The organism is Paraburkholderia kirstenboschensis (assembly GCF_904848585.1).
Taxonomy (GTDB): Bacteria; Pseudomonadota; Gammaproteobacteria; order Burkholderiales; family Burkholderiaceae; genus Paraburkholderia; species Paraburkholderia kirstenboschensis.
Map to the genome: position 1 here is coordinate 642,542 of NZ_CAJHCR010000003.1, position 19,764 is coordinate 662,305.

Consider the following 19,764-nt stretch of genomic DNA (forward strand, 5'->3'; position numbering starts at 1 on the left):
CTGATCTCAGGAGACGACATGAACAGTCCATCCAATGCGTCGACGGCATCGCTTGCCGAGCACGCTTACCGCATCCGCAGAAACGCGCTGTTAATGGGCGAAGTGCAGGGCCAGGGTTATATCGGGCAAGCGCTCGACATCGCCGATGTGCTGGCGGTCGCGTACTTCGGCGCAATGCGCTACCGCCCGGAAGATCCCGAGTGGGAAGAGCGCGACCGCTTCCTGCTCTCCAACGGACACTATGCGATCGCGCTGTACGCGGCACTGCTCGAAGCAGGCATTCTGCCCGCCGAAGAACTGGAGACCTACGGCAGCGACGACAGCCGTCTGCCCATGTCCGGCATGGCGAGCTACACGCCCGGCATGGAAATGTCCGGCGGCTCGCTCGGACACGGGCTGACGATTGCGGTCGGCCGGTGTCTCGGACTCAAGCGCAAGGGCTCGAAGTCGTTCGTGTACACGCTGTTCTCGGACGGCGAACTCGACGAAGGCGCGATCTGGGAAGGCATCATGTCCGCGAGCCACTGGAAGCTCGACAACCTGATCGCCGTTGTAGACGTGAATAACCAGCAGGCTGACGGACCGTCGACGCAGATCATGGCGTTCGAACCGCTAGTCGACAAGCTCGAAGCATTCGGGTGGTTCACGCAACGTGTGGACGGCAACGATATCGGCGCCGTGGCCGCCGCGTTCGACGCGGCCCGCAAGCATCCCGGCCAAGAGCCGCGCATGATCGTCGCCGATACACGCATGGGTTGCGGCGTACCGTTCCTCGAAGCGCGCGAGAAGAACCACTTTATCCGCGTCGATGCGCACGAATGGCAATTGGCGCTCGAAGCACTGGAAGCAGGGAGACAAGCATGAGTAACGCAACCATGAGCAAACCGCGCCTGAAGACCTCGGCGATGATCGCGTCCATTGCGGGCGAAGGCCAGCTCACGCGCTCGGCGCCTTTCGGTCACGCGCTCGTCGAATTGGCTCGACAGAAGACCAATGTTGTCGGCATGACGGCCGATCTCGGCAAATACACGGACCTGCATATCTTCGCGAAGGAATTCCCCGAGCGCTATTACCAGATGGGCATGGCCGAGCAATTGCTGATGGGCGCAGCGGCGGGCCTCGCGCACGAAGGCGCACAACCGTTCGTCACCACCTACGCGGTGTTCGCGACGCGTCGTGCGTATGACTTCATGCATCAGGCCATTGCCGAAGACAACCTCGATGTGAAGATAGTCTGCGCGTTGCCCGGGCTCACCACGGGTTACGGTCCAAGCCACCAGGCCGCTGAAGACCTCGCGTTGATGCGCGCCATGCCGAACATGACCGTTATCGATCCGTGCGATGCGCTCGACATCGAACAGATGGTGCCCGCCATTGCCGCACACAACGGCCCAGTGTATGCACGTCTTTTGCGCGGCAACGTGCCTGCGGTGCTGGACGAATACGACTACACGTTCGAACTCGGCAAGGCAAAGATGCTGCGCGACGGCGCGGAGGTACTCGTCATCTCGTCGGGCATCATGACCATGCGTGCGCTCGAAGTCGCGAAAGCGCTGGAGCGCGACAACGTTGGCGTGGGCGTGCTGCACGTGCCGACCATCAAGCCGCTCGACACGCAGACGATCGTGCGCGAAGCGAAGCGTTCCGGCAGGCTCGTCGTGGTGGCGGAGAACCATACGACGATCGGCGGTCTAGGCGAAGCCATTGCGGCCGAACTGATGCGCGCCGGAGTGTCGTGCCCGTTCAGGCAGGTCGCGCTTCCCGACGCATTCCTCGCTGCCGGCGCACTGCCGACGCTGCACGACCGCTATGGTATTTCGACGTCCGCGATGATCGAGTCGATCAAGGGCTGGCTCGGTTAGGTCCGCGCATTGCGGATTCCATTACCTGCGAGGTAATCGACGCACCTCCGGACGAGGGCAATCATACGCAGCATGCAAGTTCCGATTTCTTCATGCATGAAGGAGTGACCATGACTGCGTATGCGATTGCCCATTTGCACGAGGTTCAAATGTGCGCCGAGATTGTCGAGTACCTCGAGCGTATCGACGCAACCCTTGCGCCGTTCGGCGGCCGGTTCATCGTACACGGCGCACAGCCCCACATCGTGGAAGGCGAGTGGCACGGCGACCTGATCGCGATTGCATTTCCCGACCTTGCGACGGCGCGCGCCTGGTACGCGTCGGACGCCTATCGGCGCATCCTGCCGTTGCGTATGCGGCATGCTCGCGGACCGGTAATTCTCGTGGAAGGCGTGGACGAGAATCACAAAGCAACCGACATCCTGCGTTGAATCCCGCGTTCAATCCTGCCGATACTGCGATACGGCGAGATGCGGCACGGCCCGCCTCGCGGTCCGGCTCCTGGGCACTCCGAAGCGCACGGCGTCCACAACCCTCATAATGCGATCATTCGAAGCCACATATTCGCGCCACAATGATCGACCCTCAAGCCCAAGCAAGCTCCTCGCCCCGCCTCACCAGCCTGTCGCACGGCGGCGGGTGCGGCTGCAAGATCGCCCCCGGCCTGCTCGCCGACCTGCTCAAACGCAGCGCGCCGCTGCCGTTCTTCCCGGACCTGCTCGTCGGCAACGACACCGCCGACGACGCCGCCGTGTACAAGCTGAACGACGAGCAGGCGATCGTCGCGACCACAGACTTCTTTATGCCGATCGTCGACGATCCGTTCGACTTCGGCCGCATTGCCGCGACCAACGCCCTCTCCGACGTCTATGCAATGGGCGGCAAACCGCTGATGGCGCTCGCCATCGTCGGAATGCCGATCAACGTGTTGCCGCACGACGTGATTGCGGCGGTGCTCAAAGGCGGCGAGTCGGTGTGCGCCGACGCCGGCATTCCGCTCGCGGGCGGTCATTCGATCGACTCGGTCGAGCCGATCTACGGCCTCGTCGCGATCGGCGTGGTCGATCCGCGGCGCGTGAAGCGCAACGCAGGCGCGCAGGCCGGCGACGTGCTGATTCTCGGCAAACCGCTCGGCGTCGGCGTGCTTTCGGCCGCGCTGAAGAAAGACCGGCTCGACGCGAACGGCTACGCCGCGATGATCGGCGCGACGACCAAGCTAAACCGGCCGGGCGCGGAACTCGCCGGGCTCGACGGCGTGCATGCGCTCACCGACATCACGGGCTTCGGCCTGCTCGGCCATACGCTGGAACTGGCGCGCGGCTCGAAGCTCACCGCGCGCGTACGTTACGCCGACCTGCCGTGGCTGCCGGGCGTCGTCGAATTTGTTGAAGCCGGCGTTTTCACCGGTGCCTCCGGGCGCAATTGGGATGCTTACGGTAAAGATATTTCGCTGCCCGCGACATTGCAGTCGAGCGCGCGCACCTTGCTCACGGACCCGCAAACCTCGGGCGGCCTGCTGGTTTCATGTTCGCCCGAGTCTGTGGACGACGTGCTAGCCCTCTTTCACGCCGACGGTTTCGGCGACGCTCGCGTAATCGGCGAAATGGTTGCAGGCGAAGGGCGCGTCGAAGTGATCTGAAAAAAGCCGGCGGCTGGCAAGGCACCGTGAAAGGTTGCAGAAAGCCGCGCCCAGCCGCCACTCGCGCCGCATGCGATAATTTCGGTCTATCCAGCACCGCTTTGTCCGCTTTTCCTCTGTACGCCCTTGAAAAACCTACTCGTCAGCCTCGATCAAGCCGGTGATTTCGATGAAATCATCGACGTACGCACGCCTCTCGAGTTTGCCGAGGACCATATTCCGGGCGCGATGAATGCGCCGGTGCTGAGCAACGAGGAACGGGTGCTGGTCGGCACAATGTACAAGCAGGTGTCGCCGTTCGAAGCCACGAAGGTGGGCGCGGCGCTGGTGGCCCGCAACATCGCGCTTCATCTGGAAACGACGTTCGCCGACCGGCCGCGCAACTGGCGGCCGCTGATTTATTGCTGGCGCGGCGGCAAACGCTCGGGCTCCGTCACGTCGCTCTTCAATATGATCGGCTGGCCTGCGCGTCAGCTCGACGGCGGCTACAAGACCTATCGGCGCGCAACCGTCGAGGCGCTCACCACTCTGCCGACCCACTTCCGTTACGTCGCACTGGTCGGTCCGACCGGCAGCGGCAAGACGCGGCTCCTCGCCGCGCTCCACGAAGCAGGTGCGCAGACGCTGGACCTCGAAGCGCTCGCCGCGCATCGCGGCTCGCTGCTCGGCGCGTGGGCGGGCGTCGCGCAGCCGTCGCAAAAGGGCTTTGACACGTTGCTCGTGAGCGCGCTGCGCAGCTTCGATCCCGCGCGCCCGGTGTTCGTGGAAGCGGAGAGCCGTCGCATCGGCGCAATCACGCTGCCGCTTGCGCTGCTCGACACGTTTCATCGCGGCGATTGTGTGGAAGTGGCCGCGAGCCGCGAAGACCGCTCGGCGTTTCTGCTTCACGACTACGCGCAACTGTTCGACGATCCCGAGTCGCTGAAGGCGCAACTGGAACGTTTGATCGGCTTGCATAGTCGCGAGCGCGTCGCCGGGTGGCAAAAACTCGTCGACGAAAACCGGCGCGCCGAACTCGCAAACGAGTTGATCGAACTGCACTACGATCCCGCGTACGCGCGCAGCAGCCATCAGCATTTCACGCAACTGCCGCAGGCGCTGCAAATCCAGTTCCGGCCGAACGACGCAGACGTCGTCGATCAGGCTAAAGCGCTCCTCGCGCAACTCGATAAGCGTTCAGTCGCGCTCGTCTGACCCAACCTCAACGTTAAGAACAACATGCAATCAACCCTTCGGCAGCCCCGCGTCGCGCTTGGCTGGATCGTATTCCTCGCGATCGCCGTCGTCGGACTCTTCTATGTGAAGTGGTTTCCGTATTACAACCGCGCGTTCGTCGCCGCGAGCCAGCATTCGATCGGCAAGTCGATCCTGATGGGCACGTCGGCGAGTGCGCCAGCGGCGTCGTGGCAGTCCGCAATCGACTACGCGCTGGCCTACGGCAAGGCCATCTGGCAGGCAATGGTGCTGGGTCTGTTGCTCGGCTCCGCGGTGCAGGCGCTGATTCCGCCGCAATGGGTCGCACGCGCGCTCGGTCGCAGCGACTTCAGCAGCGTCGTGAAAGGCGGCCTGATGTCGTTGCCCGGCATGATGTGCACCTGTTGCGCAGCGCCGGTGGTGGCGGGGCTGCGCGCGCGGCAGGCGGCGCCCGGCGCGGCAATCGCATTCTGGCTCGGCAATACGGCACTCAATCCCGCCACGCTGATCTTCATGGGTTTCGTGCTCGGCTGGCAGTGGATGGGCTTGCGGCTCGCTCTCGGCCTCGTGATGGTGCTCGGCCTCGGCTATCTCGTGAACCGCATGGTGACGCCGAAGGAAGCCGAGGCGTCGCGCGAAGCCATCGCGGAACTGGTCGCGACGGATAAACCGGGTACCGCATTCACGCGCTGGGTCAAGATACTCGGCACGATGACGCTGCGTCTCGTGCCCGAATACATCGTGCTGGTGCTGATTCTCGGCGCGGCGCGCGCGTGGCTCTTTCCGCACATCGGTCCGGATATCGACAACAGCGTGCTGTGGATCGTCGCGCTGTCCATCGCCGGCACGCTGTTCGTGATTCCGACGGCGGGCGAAGTGCCGATCATTCAGGCGATGCTGTCTTTCGGCATGGCAGCCGGCCCTGCCGGCGCGCTGCTCATGACGCTGCCGCTTGTCAGCGTCCCGTCTATGGCGATGCTCGGGCGCTCGTTCCCGAAGCGCGTTCTGAGCGTCGTCGCATTGGCCGTGGTGGTCTGCGGCGTGGTGAGCGGCTTGCTCGCCGCGTCCCTGGGGTTCCGATGAAAAAGCTTGCTGTGTTTACGCTCGCGTCGTGGTCGGCTGCGGCGCTTCTCTACTTCGGCCAGCATTCGGTGGCGCTGATCGCGGTGACCGGAGTGCTCGTGCTGGCGAGCTTCGACCTGCTTCGTCCTTGAGGCCGGCTTAACAACGCGTGCTAGCGGCCTGCATATACACGGCCGCGTCACACCGCGTCTGGTAACGCTAACGTGCCGTTGCTGCTTCGAGTGTCGTGCGACGGCGGGCGCTGACCAAAGCCGCGATGCCCGTGCCAACTCCCAACGTCAGAAGACATGCAGTAGGTACCAGCATCGGTGCAATCTGGCTATGCGCCGCTTTGCCGACATAAGGCATCAGATTCTGTCCCGCGAAGCCGCCGAGATTGCCGATTGCATTGATCGCCGCAACGCTCGCCGCGGCGCGTGCGCCCGAGAAAAAGCGCGGCGGCAGCGACCAGAAGCACGGATACAGTAGCGGAATGCATGCCCCACCCAGGCATAGCGCCGCAAAGCGCAGCGTTGCGGTGGGCAGCACGAGGCTGGACGCGAAGCCCACCACGCCAACGCCTGCAACGATGCTCATCGCCCTCAAGACCACCCGCTCACGCTTGAGCTTGCCGGGAAGCCACAACAGAAGCAGCGTGGCGAGCGCCCACGGAATCATGTTGAGCACGCCATTGAGGGACGACGACACGCCGTCGCTCTTCAACAGCGTCGGCATCCAGTAGGTCACGCCATAGAGCGACGTCGACATCAGCATATAGGTCAGCGCGAACATCAGCACCTTGGGGTCGAGCAGCGCGGCCCACGGATGCGTCGCCTTGGCATCGCCCGATGCCTCGCGTTTGAGCGCGGCGAGCACCACGTCCTTTTCCTGTTGCGAGAGGAACGGTGCTTCGCTTACCGAATTCGGCAGATACTTCAGCGCCACGAATGCGATCACCACGGCCGGCAGACCGGTCGCGATAAACACCCACTGCCAGCCGGCAAATCCCCATGTGCCGCCCAGCGTGAGCAACAGGCCGCCGATCAGCGAGCCGAGCATGTTGGCGAGCGAACTGCCGAGTGTGAAGAAGCCCAACACCTTCGTGCGATAGCTCTGCGGAAACCACTGCGTGAGGTAATAGATCACGCCCGGATAGAACCCGGCTTCAGCGACGCCCAATGCAAAGCGGAACGAATAGAACACCGGCAGCGAACGGGCAAACGCCATCAGAACCGTCACGATGCCCCACGTCATCATGATCCGGGCGAGCCACGCACGCGCGCCGAAACGATGCAGCGCGAGCGTGCTCGGCACCTCGAACAGCAGATAGCCGATGAAAAACAGCGACGCGCCCAATCCGTACGACGCTTCGGTCATGCCGAGGGCGTGCACCATCTCCAGCTTGGCGAAGCCGACGTTCTGGCGGTCGATGAACGAAATCAGGAACATGACGATGAGCAGCGGCATTAACCGCCACGCCATTTTTTTCATGACCTGCTGCTCGAATGCAAATTGTGTTGACATGGTTTCTCCGCTTGCCCGACAGCTTGGCGACAAAAATTGATACAGTCATATATATGATTGTATGAATCGTGGACGAGCGCCATGGGGTGATACCCGCATGACGGGCAGAGCCACCCTGAGTCGGAACGGTGTTCGTCTGAAGAAGGCGAGCTAACGCAGGTCTAGCGGATTTCGACCTGGTACTGGAATGTATCGGCCGCACCGCGAGTGCTACGCCATTCAAATGGCGTGCCGGCGAAGTCGGAGGCGACGCGGTGAACGAGAATCACCGGGCTGCCGGTTTTGATGCCAAGCAGTGACGCCGTTTCGGTGGTAGCCTGTTCTACGCGGAGAATTTCAGTCGCCGAGGCCACCATCTGTTTGCAGAGCCGTTCGTAGAGCGGGTACAGCAGGTCTTCGAACTTGTCGAGCGGCAACGTGGCAAGCGCTTCGAAACGCGCGCGCGGCAGCCATATTTCCTCCGACAGCACCGCCCGCCCTTCGATCATTCGTACACGCGACAGATGAATGGCCTTCTCCGACGCCTTCATCCGCAGTGCGTTGCGAATCTCTTCATCGGGCTTCACCACCTCGCGTTTCAGGACGCGCGCGGTGGGGAGCACCGGCTGGCCGTCGCGCGAGACAAAGCGAAAAAAGCGGAACAGCGACGAGTCGAAGCGCGGTCGCCGCACGAACGTGCCTTTGCCTTGAGTGCGGGTGAGCACGCCGTCGCTGACCAGCAGGTCGATCGCCTTGCGCACGGTGCCGGTCGAAACGTTGTAGAACTGGCCTAGTTCGGCCTCGGTGGCGATGGCCTCTTCGGGCGCCCATTCGCCGGCGGCAATGCGGCTCACCAGATCATCGCGCAATTGCTGATAACGGGGCAGCCGGTCGTCCGGCCTGGACACGAAAGACGCCGTATTCATGGATTCATACAGTTATGCAGAGGAGTAACTACTGTACCGCATTGGATCGATCGAAAGCGAGCAAGGGTTATTACCCAATGACCGGGCGCCCGATTGCGCGCAAGATTCATACAGTCATATATATGAATCGAGAAACATCAGGACGAACGGACGGAGATGGCTATGTTCAAGTGGTACAGGGAAGGTACGCCTGTCGAGCGCAATACCTTCTGGGGTTGTTTCGCGGGATGGGGTCTGGACGCGCTCGACGTGCAGATGTTCACGCTCGCCATTCCGGCGATCATCGCGGCGTATGGCATCGACCACACGCAGGCGGGCGCGATCAGCGGTGTCACCCTGGTCTCGTCGGCGCTAGGCGGCTGGATTGCTGGCGCGCTGTCGGACCGCTTCGGCCGCGTGCGCACCTTGCAGATGACGATTCTCTGGTTCGCCGGCTTCACCTTCCTGTGCGCATTCGCGCAGAATTTCCCGCAACTGTTGGTGCTTAAAGCGCTGCAAGGCTTTGGATTCGGCGGCGAATGGGCTGCCGGTGCTGTCCTGATGGCGGAAACGATCCGCACCGAACATCGCGGCAAGGCAATGGGGGCGGTGCAAAGCGCGTGGGCCGTGGGTTGGGGTGCCGCGGTGCTGGTCTACGCAGCCGTATTCTCATGGCTGCCCGCCGACACCGCCTGGCGCGTGATGTTCGCAGTCGGCCTGCTGCCCGCCGGCCTTGTGCTGTTCGTGCGGCGCAATCTGAAAGAGCCGGTGCGCATCGAGCCCGTCGGCGCGAGCGTCGGTCCCAAGGTCTCAGCGTTCAGTCAGATCCTGCAAGTGTTTCAGCCTCGCGTGCTGCGAACCACGATCATCGGTGCGGTGCTCGGCACCGGCGCTCACGGCGGCTACTACGCGATCATGACGTGGCTGCCCACGTTTCTCGCGAAGGAACGGCATCTGTCGGTATTGAATACCGGTGGTTACCTTGCCGTCGTGATCGTCGCGTTCTGGTGTGGCTGCATGCTGAGCGCGTATCTGCTCGATCGGATCGGCCGGCGTCGTAACATCGCGTTGTTCGCTTTCTGCTGCATCGTCACCGTGCTCGCATACGTCATGCTGCCGTTGACGAACATGCAGATGCTCGTGCTCGGCTTCCCGCTCGGACTCTTCGCCGCCGGCATTCCGGCGAGCCTTGGCCCGCTCTTCAACGAACTGTATCCCGCCGACATGCGTGGAACCGGCGTCGGCTTCTGCTACAACTTCGGGCGCATTGCATCCGCAGGCTTTCCGGTTCTGGTCGGCTATATGAGCCATTCGATGTCGCTCGGCGCGGCCATCGGCATCGACGCAGCCGTTGCCTACGGGCTTGCGATGATCGCTGTATTGCTGCTCCCGGAAACGCGCGGCAAGCGTCTGCGTGATGCCGCGCCGGAGCAGGCCGCAGACGCCGCCGACGCCGCCGACGCAGCGCGCCTCAACCTGAACTCTCCGCGTAGTTGAATATGAACGCATATGCATCCTCACCCGCGTTTGCGCAGGGTGGCGTCGACACCCACGCGCACGTTTTCGAGCAGGGCTTGCCGCTGACCGGCGACCGCCGCTACGCGCCCGCCTACGATGCAACGCTCGACGACTATCTGCCGCTACTGAACGCGCATGGAATAACGCATGCGGTGCTCGTGCAGCCGAGCTTTCTCGGCACCGACAATCGCTATCTGTTGCAAGCGTTGTCCGCGGACACCGAGCGTTTGCGCGGCGTTGCGGTCGTTGCACCGGACATAAGCGCGAATGACCTGGCCGACCTGCAAAGGCGCGGAGTGACAGGAATTCGCCTCAACCTTATGGAGCAGACGCTGCCGGATTTGCGCGCACAACCGTGGACGTCGCTGCTGGACAACATTGCGCGACTGGATTGGCATGTCGAGTTGCACAGAAACGCAGTCGATCTCGCGCCGCTGATCGACCAGCTTCTGAAGCGCGGCGTGCGAGTCGTCGTCGATCATTTCGGCCGGCCCGATCCGGCTTTAGGCACACAGGACCCGGGTTTCAAAGCGCTGCTCGGCTTTGGCAAGACGGGGCGTGTGTGGGTGAAGGTGTCGGGCGCATATCGCTGTGCCGCGCCGGGCTCGCCGTTCGTTGCGGATGCTACGCAGCAATTGATCGAGCAGTTCGGTCCGGACCGTTTAATGTGGGGCAGCGACTGGCCGCACACGCAATACGAAGCGGTGACAAGTTATGGTGACGCCTTGTCCACGGTGCGCGACGCCGGTCTCGATTCGAGCGCTCTCGGCGCGATTTTGCGCACCACTGCTCGTTCGTTCTATGGATTCGACGTTGAGCCTGTCTTGAATGCGTCCGCAACGACGGCTGCCATGCAACGCGCGACGTACTGAATGCGGAGAGAAGAAAGCGAGGAACTGAAGCGACTGTTTTGACAGGACAGTGGACGAAAGCGGAACCGCTTTCGTCCACCTCACTGATGCGTTGGTAGGCTCGATTGGATTCGAACCAACGACCCCCACCATGTCAAGGTGGTGCTCTAACCAACTGAGCTACGAGCCTGTAGAGGCGCGAATTATAGAGAGTCTCTCGAAACTGCACAAGAGCCAGGCGGCATTCGTGTTGTCGACGCTCGCGCCACTCATTGCGACGCCTTCCATTCGGCGTGTGCATCGAGTGGAAAGACTGGGCGCCTGACGTTCCGGAAAGCGAACAGGCCATAGTCGGAACTCGTCACGCCGCGGCTATCGCACTCCACGAGCCCGGCGGAGATCGGCACGAAAACCGGTCGGCAATACATGCGCGATTTGAGCAGAAGGAAGCGCGCGCGACGCGGGTCGATGCCCACGCTTTCGAACACGCCGAGGTCCCACGGTTCATGCGTGTGCTCGGTCACGACGAGTTTCACCGTGCCGGTATCGAGAACCGCGGCGCGTCCCATGTGAGCCCGCTGCCCGGTGTAAGTCGGCCCGCTGATCACATACTCGCCGTCGGTCAAGGCTCGCACCACACCGGTCATGGCGACGGGCGCGCGCGGCGTCACCGCACTGCTTGCAACCTTGTTGCCGATCGTGACAGTCACCGCGCTGCCGACACCCGCGGCCATCAATGCGGCCACCGCTTGCGGATCGCACAAAGGCCCAGTGACGATGCCTTCCAGATTCTGCCGGAGCGCTTCTTCGAGCAGATCCATCGTGTCGCACGTGCCGCCCGACATGCAGTTGTCGCCATGATCCAGCAGCAGCACCGGCCTCTCGGCGGCTTTTGCGAGAGCGGCGGCTTGCGCAACCGATTCCGCGAGCGGCGCGCTGCGATAGACGAACTCTTCGCGCTCATTCCAGATTTGCTGCGCAATGCGCTCGGCCACCGCTTCCGCTTGCGCGCGCTCGCTATTGCCGACGACCACGACGCTGATACACGGCGCAGCGATATCCGCGAGCGAAAAGCCGGACAACACCGAGACCGCGAGCATGCCCTCGGCCTCAGCCGCGCGCGCCGCGTCGACGGCACGCTTCATCGCACCTTCAGCGGTCGCGCTGCGCAGCGTGTGCGTGAGCAGAGGCGGCTGACGCCAGGCGATGACCGGCTTCGCCTCGCCATGTATGAGAGCAAACAGCAGACGCGCGGCGTGCGCACCGGTTTCATACATATCGACGTGCGGATAAGTCTTGAAGCTGACGATCACGTCCGCGTTGTCGATCATTTTCTGCGTGACGTTACCGTGTAAATCGAGCGCGACGGCAATCGGGGCATTGGGCAATGCGGCGCGCACGCGTTCGAGCAGATCGCCTTCGCCGTCGTTCGAATTCTCCGCGACCATTGCGCCGTGCAGATCCAGCATCACCGCATCGCATCCGCTCGCGGCTGCAAGAATTGCGTCGCAGATTGCGTCGTATGCGGCCGCTTCGACCGGCCCGCTAGGATTGGCCGCCGCCGACACCGGCGTAACGATCTGCGCGCCTTCGCGCGCAGCGGCGTCGATGAACGCGGCCATCGCGGTCTGCATGCCATTGTTGTCGTTGAACGCGTCTTCGTTGAAACTCGGGCCGGCGTTTGCACCGTTCTGACCGAAAGCGGACAACGGCGTCGGCACCGGCGAGAACGTGTTGGTCTCGTGATTCATCCGCGCAATGAGGATTTTCATACGCTCGAACCCTCCGACATCGGCGCGGTCTGCGCAGTTTGCGCCGCTCTCAACATCGCATGTAACAGCACGTTGCAGCCGGCTTCCAGATGATCCGCGCGCGCGTCCTCGATTTCGTTGTGGCTGATGCCGTCCTTGCAGGGCACGAAGATCATTGCGGCAGGCGCGACGCGCGCGAGGTACACGGCGTCGTGGCCGGCACCGCTGATCACGTCCATCGACGAAAGGCCCAACAAGTCCGCGCCTTGCTTGACGGCGGCCACCAGTTCCGCCGCGAACGGTTGCGGCGCGAAGTACACGACCGGCTCTATATCGACCGCGATGCCCGCTTTCTCGCTCGCAACCGTACAGGCTTCGCGCAACGCGCTATCCATTGCGGTCAGCGTGGTGTCGTCGGCCGCGCGCAGATCGACCGTCAGCTTGACGCGGCCCGGAATGACGTTGCGCGAGTTCGGATGCACGTCGACCCAGCCCACTGTGCCGCGCCCATGCGGCGCATGGTCGAGCGCGATACGGTTCACGGCATGAATGAGATCGGCGGCAACGAGCAGCGCATCGCGGCGCAATTCCATCGGCGTCGGTCCGGCGTGCGCTTCCATGCCGTGCACGGTCACGTCGTACCAGCGTTGACCGAGTGCGCCTTGCACGATGCCGATGGTCTTATCGTTTGCTTCCAGCACCGGCCCCTGCTCGATATGCGCTTCGAAATACGCGCCAACGGTATGCGGTTTCGTGTTTTCGCCAACGTAGCCGATCGCGCTCAGCGCGTCGCGCACGGAGACGCCTTCCCGGTCCCGCTGCGCAAGCGCATGTTCGAGTGTGAAAGCGCCTGCAAACACACCCGAGCCCATCATCACGGGAACGAAGCGCGAGCCTTCCTCGTTGGTCCAGACCGCGACTTCGAGCGGCGCCAGCGTTGTAACGTTCGCATCGGCCAGCGTGCGCAGCACTTCTATGCCGGCGAGCACGCCGTAGTTGCCGTCGAACTTGCCGCCGGTCGGCTGCGTGTCGATGTGGCTGCCGGTCATCACGGGCGGCAGGTCATCGCGCAAACCGGCGCGGCGCGCAAAGATGTTGCCGATTGCGTCGACGCGAACCGTGCAGCCGATTTCCTTCGCCCAACTAACGACTCGGTCGCGCGCGATGCGATCCAGTTCGGTCAGCGCTAGCCGACAGACGCCGCCCTTTTCGGTCGCGCCAATCTTCGCGAGCTGCATGAGACTGTTCCAAAGCCGTTCGCCGTCGACACGCAAACTACTAACTGTTTCGGTGGGCTGCGATTCATGAACTTGCATCAGTGCTTCCTCATAGTGAAGTCGGCGCGGACTCAGACAACGCCGACGCCCAGATAGCGGTCCTTGATCGAGTCGTCGGCGGCGAACGACGTGTTGTCGCCCGAATAAACGATCACACCCTGTTCGATGATGTAGTGACGGTCTGCGAGTTGCGTGCAGACTTCGAGGTTCTGCTCGACGAGCAGGATCGCCACGCCCGCCTCGCGAATGAGTTTGAGTTGCGCGACGATTTCTTCGACGATCACCGGCGCGAGACCTTCCACCGGTTCATCGAGCATGAGAAGACGTGGATGATTCATCAGCGCACGGCCAATCGCGAGCATCTGCTGTTCGCCGCCGGACAGCTGTCCACCGCCGTTCGTGCGCCGCTCTTTGAGCCGCGGAAAAATACGGTAGATGTCGTCGAGTTGCCAGGGTGAGTCTTTGCGCGCGCCGAGCCGCAAGTTTTCTTCCACGGTGAGCAACCGAAAAATGCCGCGGTGTTCGGGCACGAAGCACACACCACGCGAGGCGATCTTATGCGGCTGCAGGCCGCTTATGGTCGCGCCGTTGAACGTCACGCTGCCGTTCTTCGGCGCGACCACGCCCGCGATCGCCTTGAGCGTAGTGGATTTCCCTGCGCCGTTGCGGCCCAGCAGCGTGACCGTCTCACCTTCCGCGATCTGCAACGAAACGCCTTGCAGGATGTGACTTTTGCCGTAGAAGCCGTGAATCTGCTGCACGTCGAGAATCATGCGCGGCCTCCGGTGATCATGTTGCCGAGATAGGCGCTGCGCACGCGCTCGTCGTCGCGAATTTCGTCGGGCCGCCCTTCCACCAGCACGCGTCCTTGTTGCATGACGGTGATCGTGTCCGAGATGTCCATCACGATGCCCATGTTGTGCTCGATCAGGACGACGGTGTAGTCCTCGCGCAAGCCGCGAATCAGTTGCTTCATATCGTCGAGATCGTCGATACCCATGCCCGACGTCGGCTCGTCGAGAAAGATCGCCTTGGGACGCGCCGCGAGCGCCATGCCGACTTCGAGCCGCCGCTGCTGACCGTGCGACAGAGCGCCGGCTGGAACTTTGCTGAAGCGCTGCAACGCGAGGCGTTCGAGCACGCCGTCGACGGTATCGGTGTGAGCCAGTGCGCCGCGCGGCGGCGTCCATGCATTGAGCGCACGCACGGAATCGACACCTTGCGCCGCAAGCCGCAAGTTTTCCTGCACGCTCAGATTGGCGAACAGACTGGTCACCTGGAACGATCTCGCGACGCCGCGACGCACACGCTTGTGATCGGGCTCGCGCGTTACGTCGTGTCCGTCGAACACAATCGTTCCCGCGGTGATCGGCAGAGTGCCGGTGAGCACATGGAAGAGCGTGGTCTTGCCCGCGCCATTCGGACCGATTACCGAGTGCACGGTGCGCGGCATGATGCGCAGGTTGACGTCGGAGAGCGCCGTGAATTTACCGTAGCGTTTCACCACGCCGCTTGCGTTCAGAATCGCCTCGGTCATACGCGCTCCTTTGCGGTGTCGTCGGCTGCTGTGTCTGCATCGGCTTCCTGATTGGGGCGCAGTGCTTGCCAGATGCGCTCGCCGACTCCCCATAGACCGCGCTGCATATAGAGGCTCACAGCCATCAGCACGATGCCGAGCAACAGCAGCCAGCGCGGCCACAATGTTGAGAGCCAGTCGGCGAACAGCACATAGAAAGCGGCGCCCAACACGGACGCGAAGAGGTTGCCGGTGCCGCCGATCACAGTCATCACGAGGATCATCTCGCTCGTGTGGTAGTCGATGTTGGAAAGTGGCGCGATACCGGTCATCAACGCATGCAATGCGCCCGCGAGTCCGGTCACAGCACCGGAGACCACGAACGCCATCAGCTTGAACCGCTTGACGTCGTAGCCGACGGCGGCGGCACGTGCTTCGTTGTCGCGGATCGCGAGCAGCGTGCGGCCGAATACCGAGTGCGAGACGCGCATCAGCAGCCAGAACACGACGAGGAAAAGTACCGCGACGAATCCGTAGTACTGCCACGGGGAAGCGAGCGGAATCAGCTCTTTGCCGAGCAACCCGAGCGCCGGCCGCGGAATGTCGAGCAGACCGTTGTCGCCGCCGGTCAGGTCCGGCGTGGTGTAGGCGAGGAAGTAGAACAGTTGTCCGAATGCGAGCGTCAGCATTACGAAGTACGTGCCGCGCTGCCTGATCGAAAACCATCCGACAATTGCGGCCGCTATCGCACCGATCGCGATTGCCGCAAGCAGCGCGACAGGCACCGGCAACGCGGCCTTGGTCAGCACGAGTCCCGCGCTATAGCTGCCGAGTCCGAAGAAGATGCCCTGCCCGAACGACAGCAGTCCCGTGTGACCGAGCAGAAGATTGCAGCCCAATGCAGCGAGCGCGAACACGAGCACTTCTGTTGCGAGCGAGCCGGAGCGCAACGTCAGCGGCAAGATGCACACGACGAGCAGCGCGAGCAACAGGAACCGATAGCGATGCAGCGCGCGTCGCAAAGCGGGCTGCGATGCGCGCGGAGCCGCTTTCGTGGCAGCGGATTTGGAAGTATCGATCACGCGGCTCTCCCGAGTAGGCCATTGGGCCGCAGCAGAAGAACGGCCGCCATCGCGACGTAGATCATCAAGCGCGCGCCTTCGGGCCACAGCGTGCTCATGACGCTTTGCACGATGCCTACCAGGAGCCCGCCGACCAGCGCGCCGAGAAAATTGCCCATGCCGCCCACCACCACGACGACGAACGCGACACCGAGCGCCTCTATGCCCATGAAAGGGTCGACGCCGCGAATCGGCGCGGCGAGCACGCCGGCGAGCGCGGCGGTTGCGGCCCCGAGCGCGAACACGAGGCTGAACACGCGCAACACGTTGATGCCAAGCAGTGAGACCATCTCCGTCGATTCGCTGCCGGCGCGCACCGCGCTGCCAAGACGCGTGCCCTCGAGCACCCACCAGAGCAACGCCGCGAGCACCGCAGTGAAGCCGATCACGAACAGGCGGTACTTGGGATAAACAAAGCTGCCCCAGATCACCACGCCGTTCAGCATGTCAGGAACGGCCACGTTGTCACCGAGCGGCCCCCACACGAGGATTGCGCATTCCTGCACGACGAGCGCGAGGCCTACCGTCACGAGAATATGGAACTCGTGCTGCTGCGCGTAGACGTGCCGCAAGATCAGCTTTTCGACGACCCATGCCAACGCACCGACCGCAATCGGCACTACGATCAGCGCTGTCCAGAAGCTCATCGACCACTGCATCGCCTGATAGCAGAAGTAGGCGCCGAGCAGATAGAAGGCGCCGTGCGCGAAGTTCACGAAGCGCAACAGGCCGAACACGATCGACAAGCCGACCGCGAGCAGGAAATACAGCATCCCAACCCCGATGCCGTTGACGATCTGCAGGAGATAAACGTTCATGGCGTCCGTGTGAGGAATTGGCGAAACTTCACTGCGTACGCGTGCGTTCTTGCGTTCGCATGTGTACGTGCTGCGGTGCGCGCCGGCACCGCGACGCGCCAGCGAATCAAGCCAGCTTGCAACCGGTCTTGTCGAGCGGCAGGAACGATTGTCCTGAACTGACGATATCCGCGTAGTCGTCGGCGTTTTTCATCTTGTTCTTCGCCTTGCCCTTCAACAGATAATAGTTCTTCAGTACCTGATGATCGCCCTTGCGAACCTCTTCAGGCCCTGTCAAACCATCGTATTTCATGCCCTCGAGCGCGGCGACCACTTTCTTCGGGTCGACGTTGCCAGCCTTCACAATGCCGTCCAGCAGAATCTTCGTGCAGATGTACGAGCCCGCGAGGCTGTAGTTCGGATTCGTCTTGAAGGCCGCCTGTGTGCGTTTGACGAGATCGCGGTTGAGCGGCGAGTCGATTGCGTGCCAATACTGCGCGCCGAAATACACGCCGTCGCACAAGTCCGCACCTAGCGATTCGAACTGCTCGAGACCGGAAGCCCACGCGAGCAGAATCGTGCAGTTGTTCTTCATGCCGAAGCTCACCGCCTGGCGCAGCGTGTCGGAAGATTGCGAACCGAAGTTGAGGATCAGCAACACGTCTGGCTTGGCGGCGACTGCGTTCGTCAGATAGCCGCTGAACTCTTTTTCGTTCAGTGAGTGGTAACTGTTGCCCACGTGCTCGATGCCCTTCTCCTTGAAGACGGCTTTCGCGGCGGACAACAGGCCGTCGCCGAACACGTATTGCGGCGTGATCGTGTACCAGCGTTTGGCCTTCGGCATCATCTGGATCAGCGGACGCACCGTCTGCTCGATTGCGCCATACGTGGGCACCGACCAGCGGAAGGTCGCATCGTTGCAGTCTTTCCCAGTGATTTCGTCCGCACCGGCCGTGGTGATGAAGACGCCGCCGGCTTTCTGGACTTCCTTGCCCATCGCCAATGATTCGGAGGACAAAATACCGCCTGCAAAGAACCGTGCGTTCTTTTGTTGCGCGATTTCCTGAACGCGGCGCACTGCTGTTGCCGGCTTGCCTTCCGTGTCGAGCACCGAATAGGCGAGCGGTTCGCCGAGCACCTTGCCATATTGTTCGATGGCGAGTTTCATACCGAGGTCTGCATACTTCCCGTTGGCGGCGAACGCGCCCGACATCGGCACCGGACAAGCGAATTGCACGCTGCCTGCCTGTGCAAAGGCGCTGCGCGCAGCGAGCGACCCCAACGTGCCCGGAACGGCCGACAACGCGGCCAGCTTCAACATATTTCGGCGATTCAAAATGACGCTCCTTGGAAGAGACACGCACTGAACGACTGCGAAAGCTTGCTGGCCACGGTGAAGTTTTCACCACGTCGGCTTTGTTCTATTTATCATGATAAATAGGTTGGATCTGATCGTAGGTACAATAAATTCCAGTGTCAATAAGGCAAAATTCCTGGGGGCAGCGAGGCGGCTTTCCTCGCGCCGCGCTGGGCGCCGGCGGAACGCCGATGGTGCAGTACACAAATGGGAGCATTGAAGATGGCCATGGATCGAACCAAGGCTGGCGCCGCGATTGAGATCAAGCAACAAAAGCGCGGCGACCTGGTCGCGGAAGAAATCAAGCGGCTGATCACGGAAAAGGACCTGAAGCCGGGCGATCGCCTGCCACGCGAGGTCGAGTTGCAGCAACTTTTCTCGGTGAGCAAGAGCACGATCCGCGAGGCGCTGAAGTCGCTCGAGGTGCAAGGGCTCATCAAGGTGACGACCGGGCCTGGCGGCGGCGGCATGGTGGTGGAGGTACCGCTCGATCGGACGTTGCAGCTTTTGCAGAACTATCTGTTCTTCAAGGACGTTTCGATCGACGACATTTACACCGTGCGCAAATTGCTCGAGCCGGAACTGGCGGCAGGCGCGGTCCCGCACCTGACAGAGCAGGACTTCGAAGCGCTGGAGGCGAGCATTGCTTGCTGCGATCGGCCGGCTTCGGCGCACGGCGGCCAGGACATCGTCCGGCAGCGCCAGGAGGACGTGAACTTCCACGACATTCTGGCGGCTGCCAATCCGAATCCGTTCCTTCGTTTCAGTTGCGAGTTGATCAACGAAATGATCCGGCAGCTGATCGAGTTCCGTAACGATACGCCGCAGGCCGAGCACGAACGGTTCGGCCAGGCCAACGTCAAGATCCATAAGGCGATCACAAAAGCGGCGCGTGAGCGTGATGTCGACAAAGTGCGCGAGCTGATGACGGTCCATATGACTGAAGCGCCGCGTTACGTGAAACGGATGAAGGGGAAGCTGCGCGGGAGACTTATTCTCGATTCGGAGATCCGTCGGCGGGTGCGGGCGCGAAGTGTTGGTCCGGTGGATGTGGAGGCCGATGGGGTTGATGGCGGGGGTTGATGGCGGGGGTTGATGGCGGGGGTTGATGGCGGGGCGTGGGGGGATGGCCTGGCTGCCTCGGTTGCCTCGGTTGCCTCGGCTGGCTGGCTGGTCGCCTGGGTTGCGTGGTCGCCTGGGTTGCGTGGTTACCTGGGTTGCGTGGTTACCTGGGTTGCCTGGGTTGCCTGGGTTACGTGGGTTACGTGGGTTACGTGGGTTACGTGGGTTACGTGGGTTGCGTGGGTTGCGTGGGTTGCGTGGGTTGCGTGGGTTGCGTGGGTTGCGTGGGTTGCGTGGGTTGCGTGGGTTGCGTGGGTTGCGTGGGTTGCGTGGGTTGCGTGGGTTGCGT

Annotated in this window: 19 protein-coding genes and 1 tRNA gene; 10 read left to right on the forward strand and 10 right to left on the reverse strand. The window is 62.4% G+C overall.

Features of this window, described 5'->3' with window-relative positions; all coding sequences use genetic code 11:
- Window positions 1-18: 18 nt before the first annotated feature.
- The 7 genes from JMY24_RS12685 (at window position 19) to JMY24_RS39245 (ending at window position 5,909) form a co-directional block, all read left to right on the forward strand.
- Entirely contained in the window at window positions 19-864 is an 846-nt protein-coding gene (locus tag JMY24_RS12685) for a transketolase (protein ID WP_128597878.1), read from the forward strand.
- The gene (locus tag JMY24_RS12690) at window positions 861-1,862 is read left to right on the forward strand and encodes a transketolase family protein (protein WP_128587668.1); all 1,002 of its coding nucleotides are present in this window, start codon (window positions 861-863) and stop codon (window positions 1,860-1,862) included. The genes JMY24_RS12685 and JMY24_RS12690 overlap by 4 nt, the downstream gene beginning before the upstream one ends.
- Window positions 1,863-1,972: 110 nt before the next feature.
- Window positions 1,973-2,293, forward strand: coding sequence for a DUF1330 domain-containing protein (locus JMY24_RS12695; RefSeq protein WP_128597879.1), 321 nt, complete (start codon window positions 1,973-1,975; stop codon window positions 2,291-2,293).
- 143 nt (window positions 2,294-2,436) lie between these two features.
- Complete coding sequence (gene selD, locus JMY24_RS12700; RefSeq protein WP_128597880.1) at window positions 2,437-3,501, forward strand: selenide, water dikinase SelD; 1,065 nt, start codon at window positions 2,437-2,439, stop codon at window positions 3,499-3,501.
- Window positions 3,502-3,627: 126 nt separating this feature from the next.
- Window positions 3,628-4,695 (forward strand): tRNA 2-selenouridine(34) synthase MnmH, encoded by a 1,068-nt coding sequence (mnmH, locus tag JMY24_RS12705; RefSeq protein WP_201702153.1) that lies wholly within the window; start codon window positions 3,628-3,630, stop codon window positions 4,693-4,695.
- Between the two features lie 24 nt (window positions 4,696-4,719).
- Window positions 4,720-5,778 (forward strand): permease, encoded by a 1,059-nt coding sequence (locus JMY24_RS12710; RefSeq protein ID WP_201702155.1) that lies wholly within the window; start codon window positions 4,720-4,722, stop codon window positions 5,776-5,778.
- Window positions 5,775-5,909 (forward strand): hypothetical protein, encoded by a 135-nt coding sequence (locus JMY24_RS39245; RefSeq protein ID WP_006049077.1) that lies wholly within the window; start codon window positions 5,775-5,777, stop codon window positions 5,907-5,909. Before JMY24_RS12710 ends, JMY24_RS39245 begins: the two co-directional genes overlap by 4 nt.
- A gap of 67 nt (window positions 5,910-5,976) precedes the next feature.
- On the opposite strand, the gene JMY24_RS12715 is transcribed toward JMY24_RS39245, so the two are convergent.
- Together JMY24_RS12715 and JMY24_RS12720 are read right to left on the reverse strand one after the other, a co-directional pair.
- Entirely contained in the window at window positions 5,977-7,281 is a 1,305-nt protein-coding gene (locus JMY24_RS12715; protein ID WP_201702157.1) for an MFS transporter, read from the reverse strand.
- A 161-nt stretch (window positions 7,282-7,442) separates the two neighbouring features.
- The gene (locus JMY24_RS12720; RefSeq protein WP_128597883.1) at window positions 7,443-8,186 is read right to left on the reverse strand and encodes a GntR family transcriptional regulator; all 744 of its coding nucleotides are present in this window, start codon (window positions 8,184-8,186) and stop codon (window positions 7,443-7,445) included.
- 162 nt (window positions 8,187-8,348) lie between these two features.
- Here JMY24_RS12720 and JMY24_RS12725 point away from each other — a divergent pair, with 162 nt between their 5' ends.
- Window positions 8,349-9,662, forward strand: a complete 1,314-nt coding sequence (locus tag JMY24_RS12725; protein ID WP_201702159.1) for an MFS transporter — start codon at window positions 8,349-8,351, stop codon at window positions 9,660-9,662.
- Window positions 9,663-9,664: 2 nt separating this feature from the next.
- On the forward strand, window positions 9,665-10,555 hold the full coding sequence (locus JMY24_RS12730; protein WP_128597884.1) for an amidohydrolase family protein: 891 nt from the start codon (window positions 9,665-9,667) through the stop codon (window positions 10,553-10,555).
- Between the two features lie 92 nt (window positions 10,556-10,647).
- Here the strand turns inward: JMY24_RS12730 and JMY24_RS12735 are convergent.
- The 8 genes from JMY24_RS12735 to JMY24_RS12770 form a co-directional block, all read right to left on the reverse strand.
- Window positions 10,648-10,724 (reverse strand) — tRNA-Val (locus JMY24_RS12735).
- A 79-nt stretch (window positions 10,725-10,803) separates the two neighbouring features.
- Entirely contained in the window at window positions 10,804-12,306 is a 1,503-nt protein-coding gene (locus JMY24_RS12740) for a M81 family metallopeptidase (RefSeq protein ID WP_128597885.1), read from the reverse strand.
- Window positions 12,303-13,601 carry a Zn-dependent hydrolase gene (locus JMY24_RS12745; protein ID WP_128597886.1) on the reverse strand — a complete coding sequence of 433 codons (1,299 nt, stop codon included), beginning with the start codon at window positions 13,599-13,601 and terminating at the stop codon, window positions 12,303-12,305. Before JMY24_RS12745 ends, JMY24_RS12740 begins: the two co-directional genes overlap by 4 nt.
- A gap of 32 nt (window positions 13,602-13,633) precedes the next feature.
- Window positions 13,634-14,335, reverse strand: a complete 702-nt coding sequence (locus JMY24_RS12750) for an ABC transporter ATP-binding protein (protein ID WP_128597887.1) — start codon at window positions 14,333-14,335, stop codon at window positions 13,634-13,636.
- Window positions 14,332-15,099: an ABC transporter ATP-binding protein gene (locus JMY24_RS12755; protein WP_128597888.1), complete on the reverse strand. Its 768-nt coding sequence runs from the start codon at window positions 15,097-15,099 to the stop codon at window positions 14,332-14,334. The genes JMY24_RS12750 and JMY24_RS12755 overlap by 4 nt, the downstream gene beginning before the upstream one ends.
- Window positions 15,096-16,160 (reverse strand): branched-chain amino acid ABC transporter permease, encoded by a 1,065-nt coding sequence (locus tag JMY24_RS12760; RefSeq protein WP_128597889.1) that lies wholly within the window; start codon window positions 16,158-16,160, stop codon window positions 15,096-15,098. Before JMY24_RS12760 ends, JMY24_RS12755 begins: the two co-directional genes overlap by 4 nt.
- Window positions 16,157-17,017 (reverse strand): branched-chain amino acid ABC transporter permease, encoded by an 861-nt coding sequence (locus JMY24_RS12765; RefSeq protein ID WP_027780285.1) that lies wholly within the window; start codon window positions 17,015-17,017, stop codon window positions 16,157-16,159. The genes JMY24_RS12760 and JMY24_RS12765 overlap by 4 nt, the downstream gene beginning before the upstream one ends.
- 106 nt (window positions 17,018-17,123) lie before the next feature.
- Window positions 17,124-18,332 carry an ABC transporter substrate-binding protein gene (locus JMY24_RS12770; protein WP_128597890.1) on the reverse strand — a complete coding sequence of 403 codons (1,209 nt, stop codon included), beginning with the start codon at window positions 18,330-18,332 and terminating at the stop codon, window positions 17,124-17,126.
- Between the two features lie 243 nt (window positions 18,333-18,575).
- Between JMY24_RS12770 and JMY24_RS12775 the strand changes: the two genes are divergently transcribed.
- Window positions 18,576-19,436 carry a FadR/GntR family transcriptional regulator gene (locus JMY24_RS12775; RefSeq protein WP_128589088.1) on the forward strand — a complete coding sequence of 287 codons (861 nt, stop codon included), beginning with the start codon at window positions 18,576-18,578 and terminating at the stop codon, window positions 19,434-19,436.
- The last annotated feature ends 328 nt before the right edge of the window (window positions 19,437-19,764 follow it).

Coding starts and splice junctions, on each gene's coding strand:
- JMY24_RS12685 (WP_128597878.1), top strand. CDS start 19: ATGAACAGTCCATCCAATGCGTCGACGGCATCGCTTGCCGAGCACGCT.
- JMY24_RS12690 (WP_128587668.1), top strand. CDS start 861: ATGAGTAACGCAACCATGAGCAAACCGCGCCTGAAGACCTCGGCGATG.
- JMY24_RS12695 (WP_128597879.1), top strand. CDS start 1,973: ATGACTGCGTATGCGATTGCCCATTTGCACGAGGTTCAAATGTGCGCC.
- selD (WP_128597880.1), top strand. CDS start 2,437: ATGATCGACCCTCAAGCCCAAGCAAGCTCCTCGCCCCGCCTCACCAGC.
- JMY24_RS12710 (WP_201702155.1), top strand. CDS start 4,720: ATGCAATCAACCCTTCGGCAGCCCCGCGTCGCGCTTGGCTGGATCGTA.
- JMY24_RS39245 (WP_006049077.1), top strand. CDS start 5,775: ATGAAAAAGCTTGCTGTGTTTACGCTCGCGTCGTGGTCGGCTGCGGCG.
- JMY24_RS12715 (WP_201702157.1), bottom strand. CDS start 7,281: ATGTCAACACAATTTGCATTCGAGCAGCAGGTCATGAAAAAAATGGCG.
- JMY24_RS12720 (WP_128597883.1), bottom strand. CDS start 8,186: ATGAATACGGCGTCTTTCGTGTCCAGGCCGGACGACCGGCTGCCCCGT.
- JMY24_RS12725 (WP_201702159.1), top strand. CDS start 8,349: ATGTTCAAGTGGTACAGGGAAGGTACGCCTGTCGAGCGCAATACCTTC.
- JMY24_RS12730 (WP_128597884.1), top strand. CDS start 9,665: ATGAACGCATATGCATCCTCACCCGCGTTTGCGCAGGGTGGCGTCGAC.
- JMY24_RS12740 (WP_128597885.1), bottom strand. CDS start 12,306: ATGAAAATCCTCATTGCGCGGATGAATCACGAGACCAACACGTTCTCG.
- JMY24_RS12745 (WP_128597886.1), bottom strand. CDS start 13,601: ATGCAAGTTCATGAATCGCAGCCCACCGAAACAGTTAGTAGTTTGCGT.
- JMY24_RS12750 (WP_128597887.1), bottom strand. CDS start 14,335: ATGATTCTCGACGTGCAGCAGATTCACGGCTTCTACGGCAAAAGTCAC.
- JMY24_RS12755 (WP_128597888.1), bottom strand. CDS start 15,099: ATGACCGAGGCGATTCTGAACGCAAGCGGCGTGGTGAAACGCTACGGT.
- JMY24_RS12765 (WP_027780285.1), bottom strand. CDS start 17,017: ATGAACGTTTATCTCCTGCAGATCGTCAACGGCATCGGGGTTGGGATG.
- JMY24_RS12775 (WP_128589088.1), top strand. CDS start 18,576: ATGGCCATGGATCGAACCAAGGCTGGCGCCGCGATTGAGATCAAGCAA.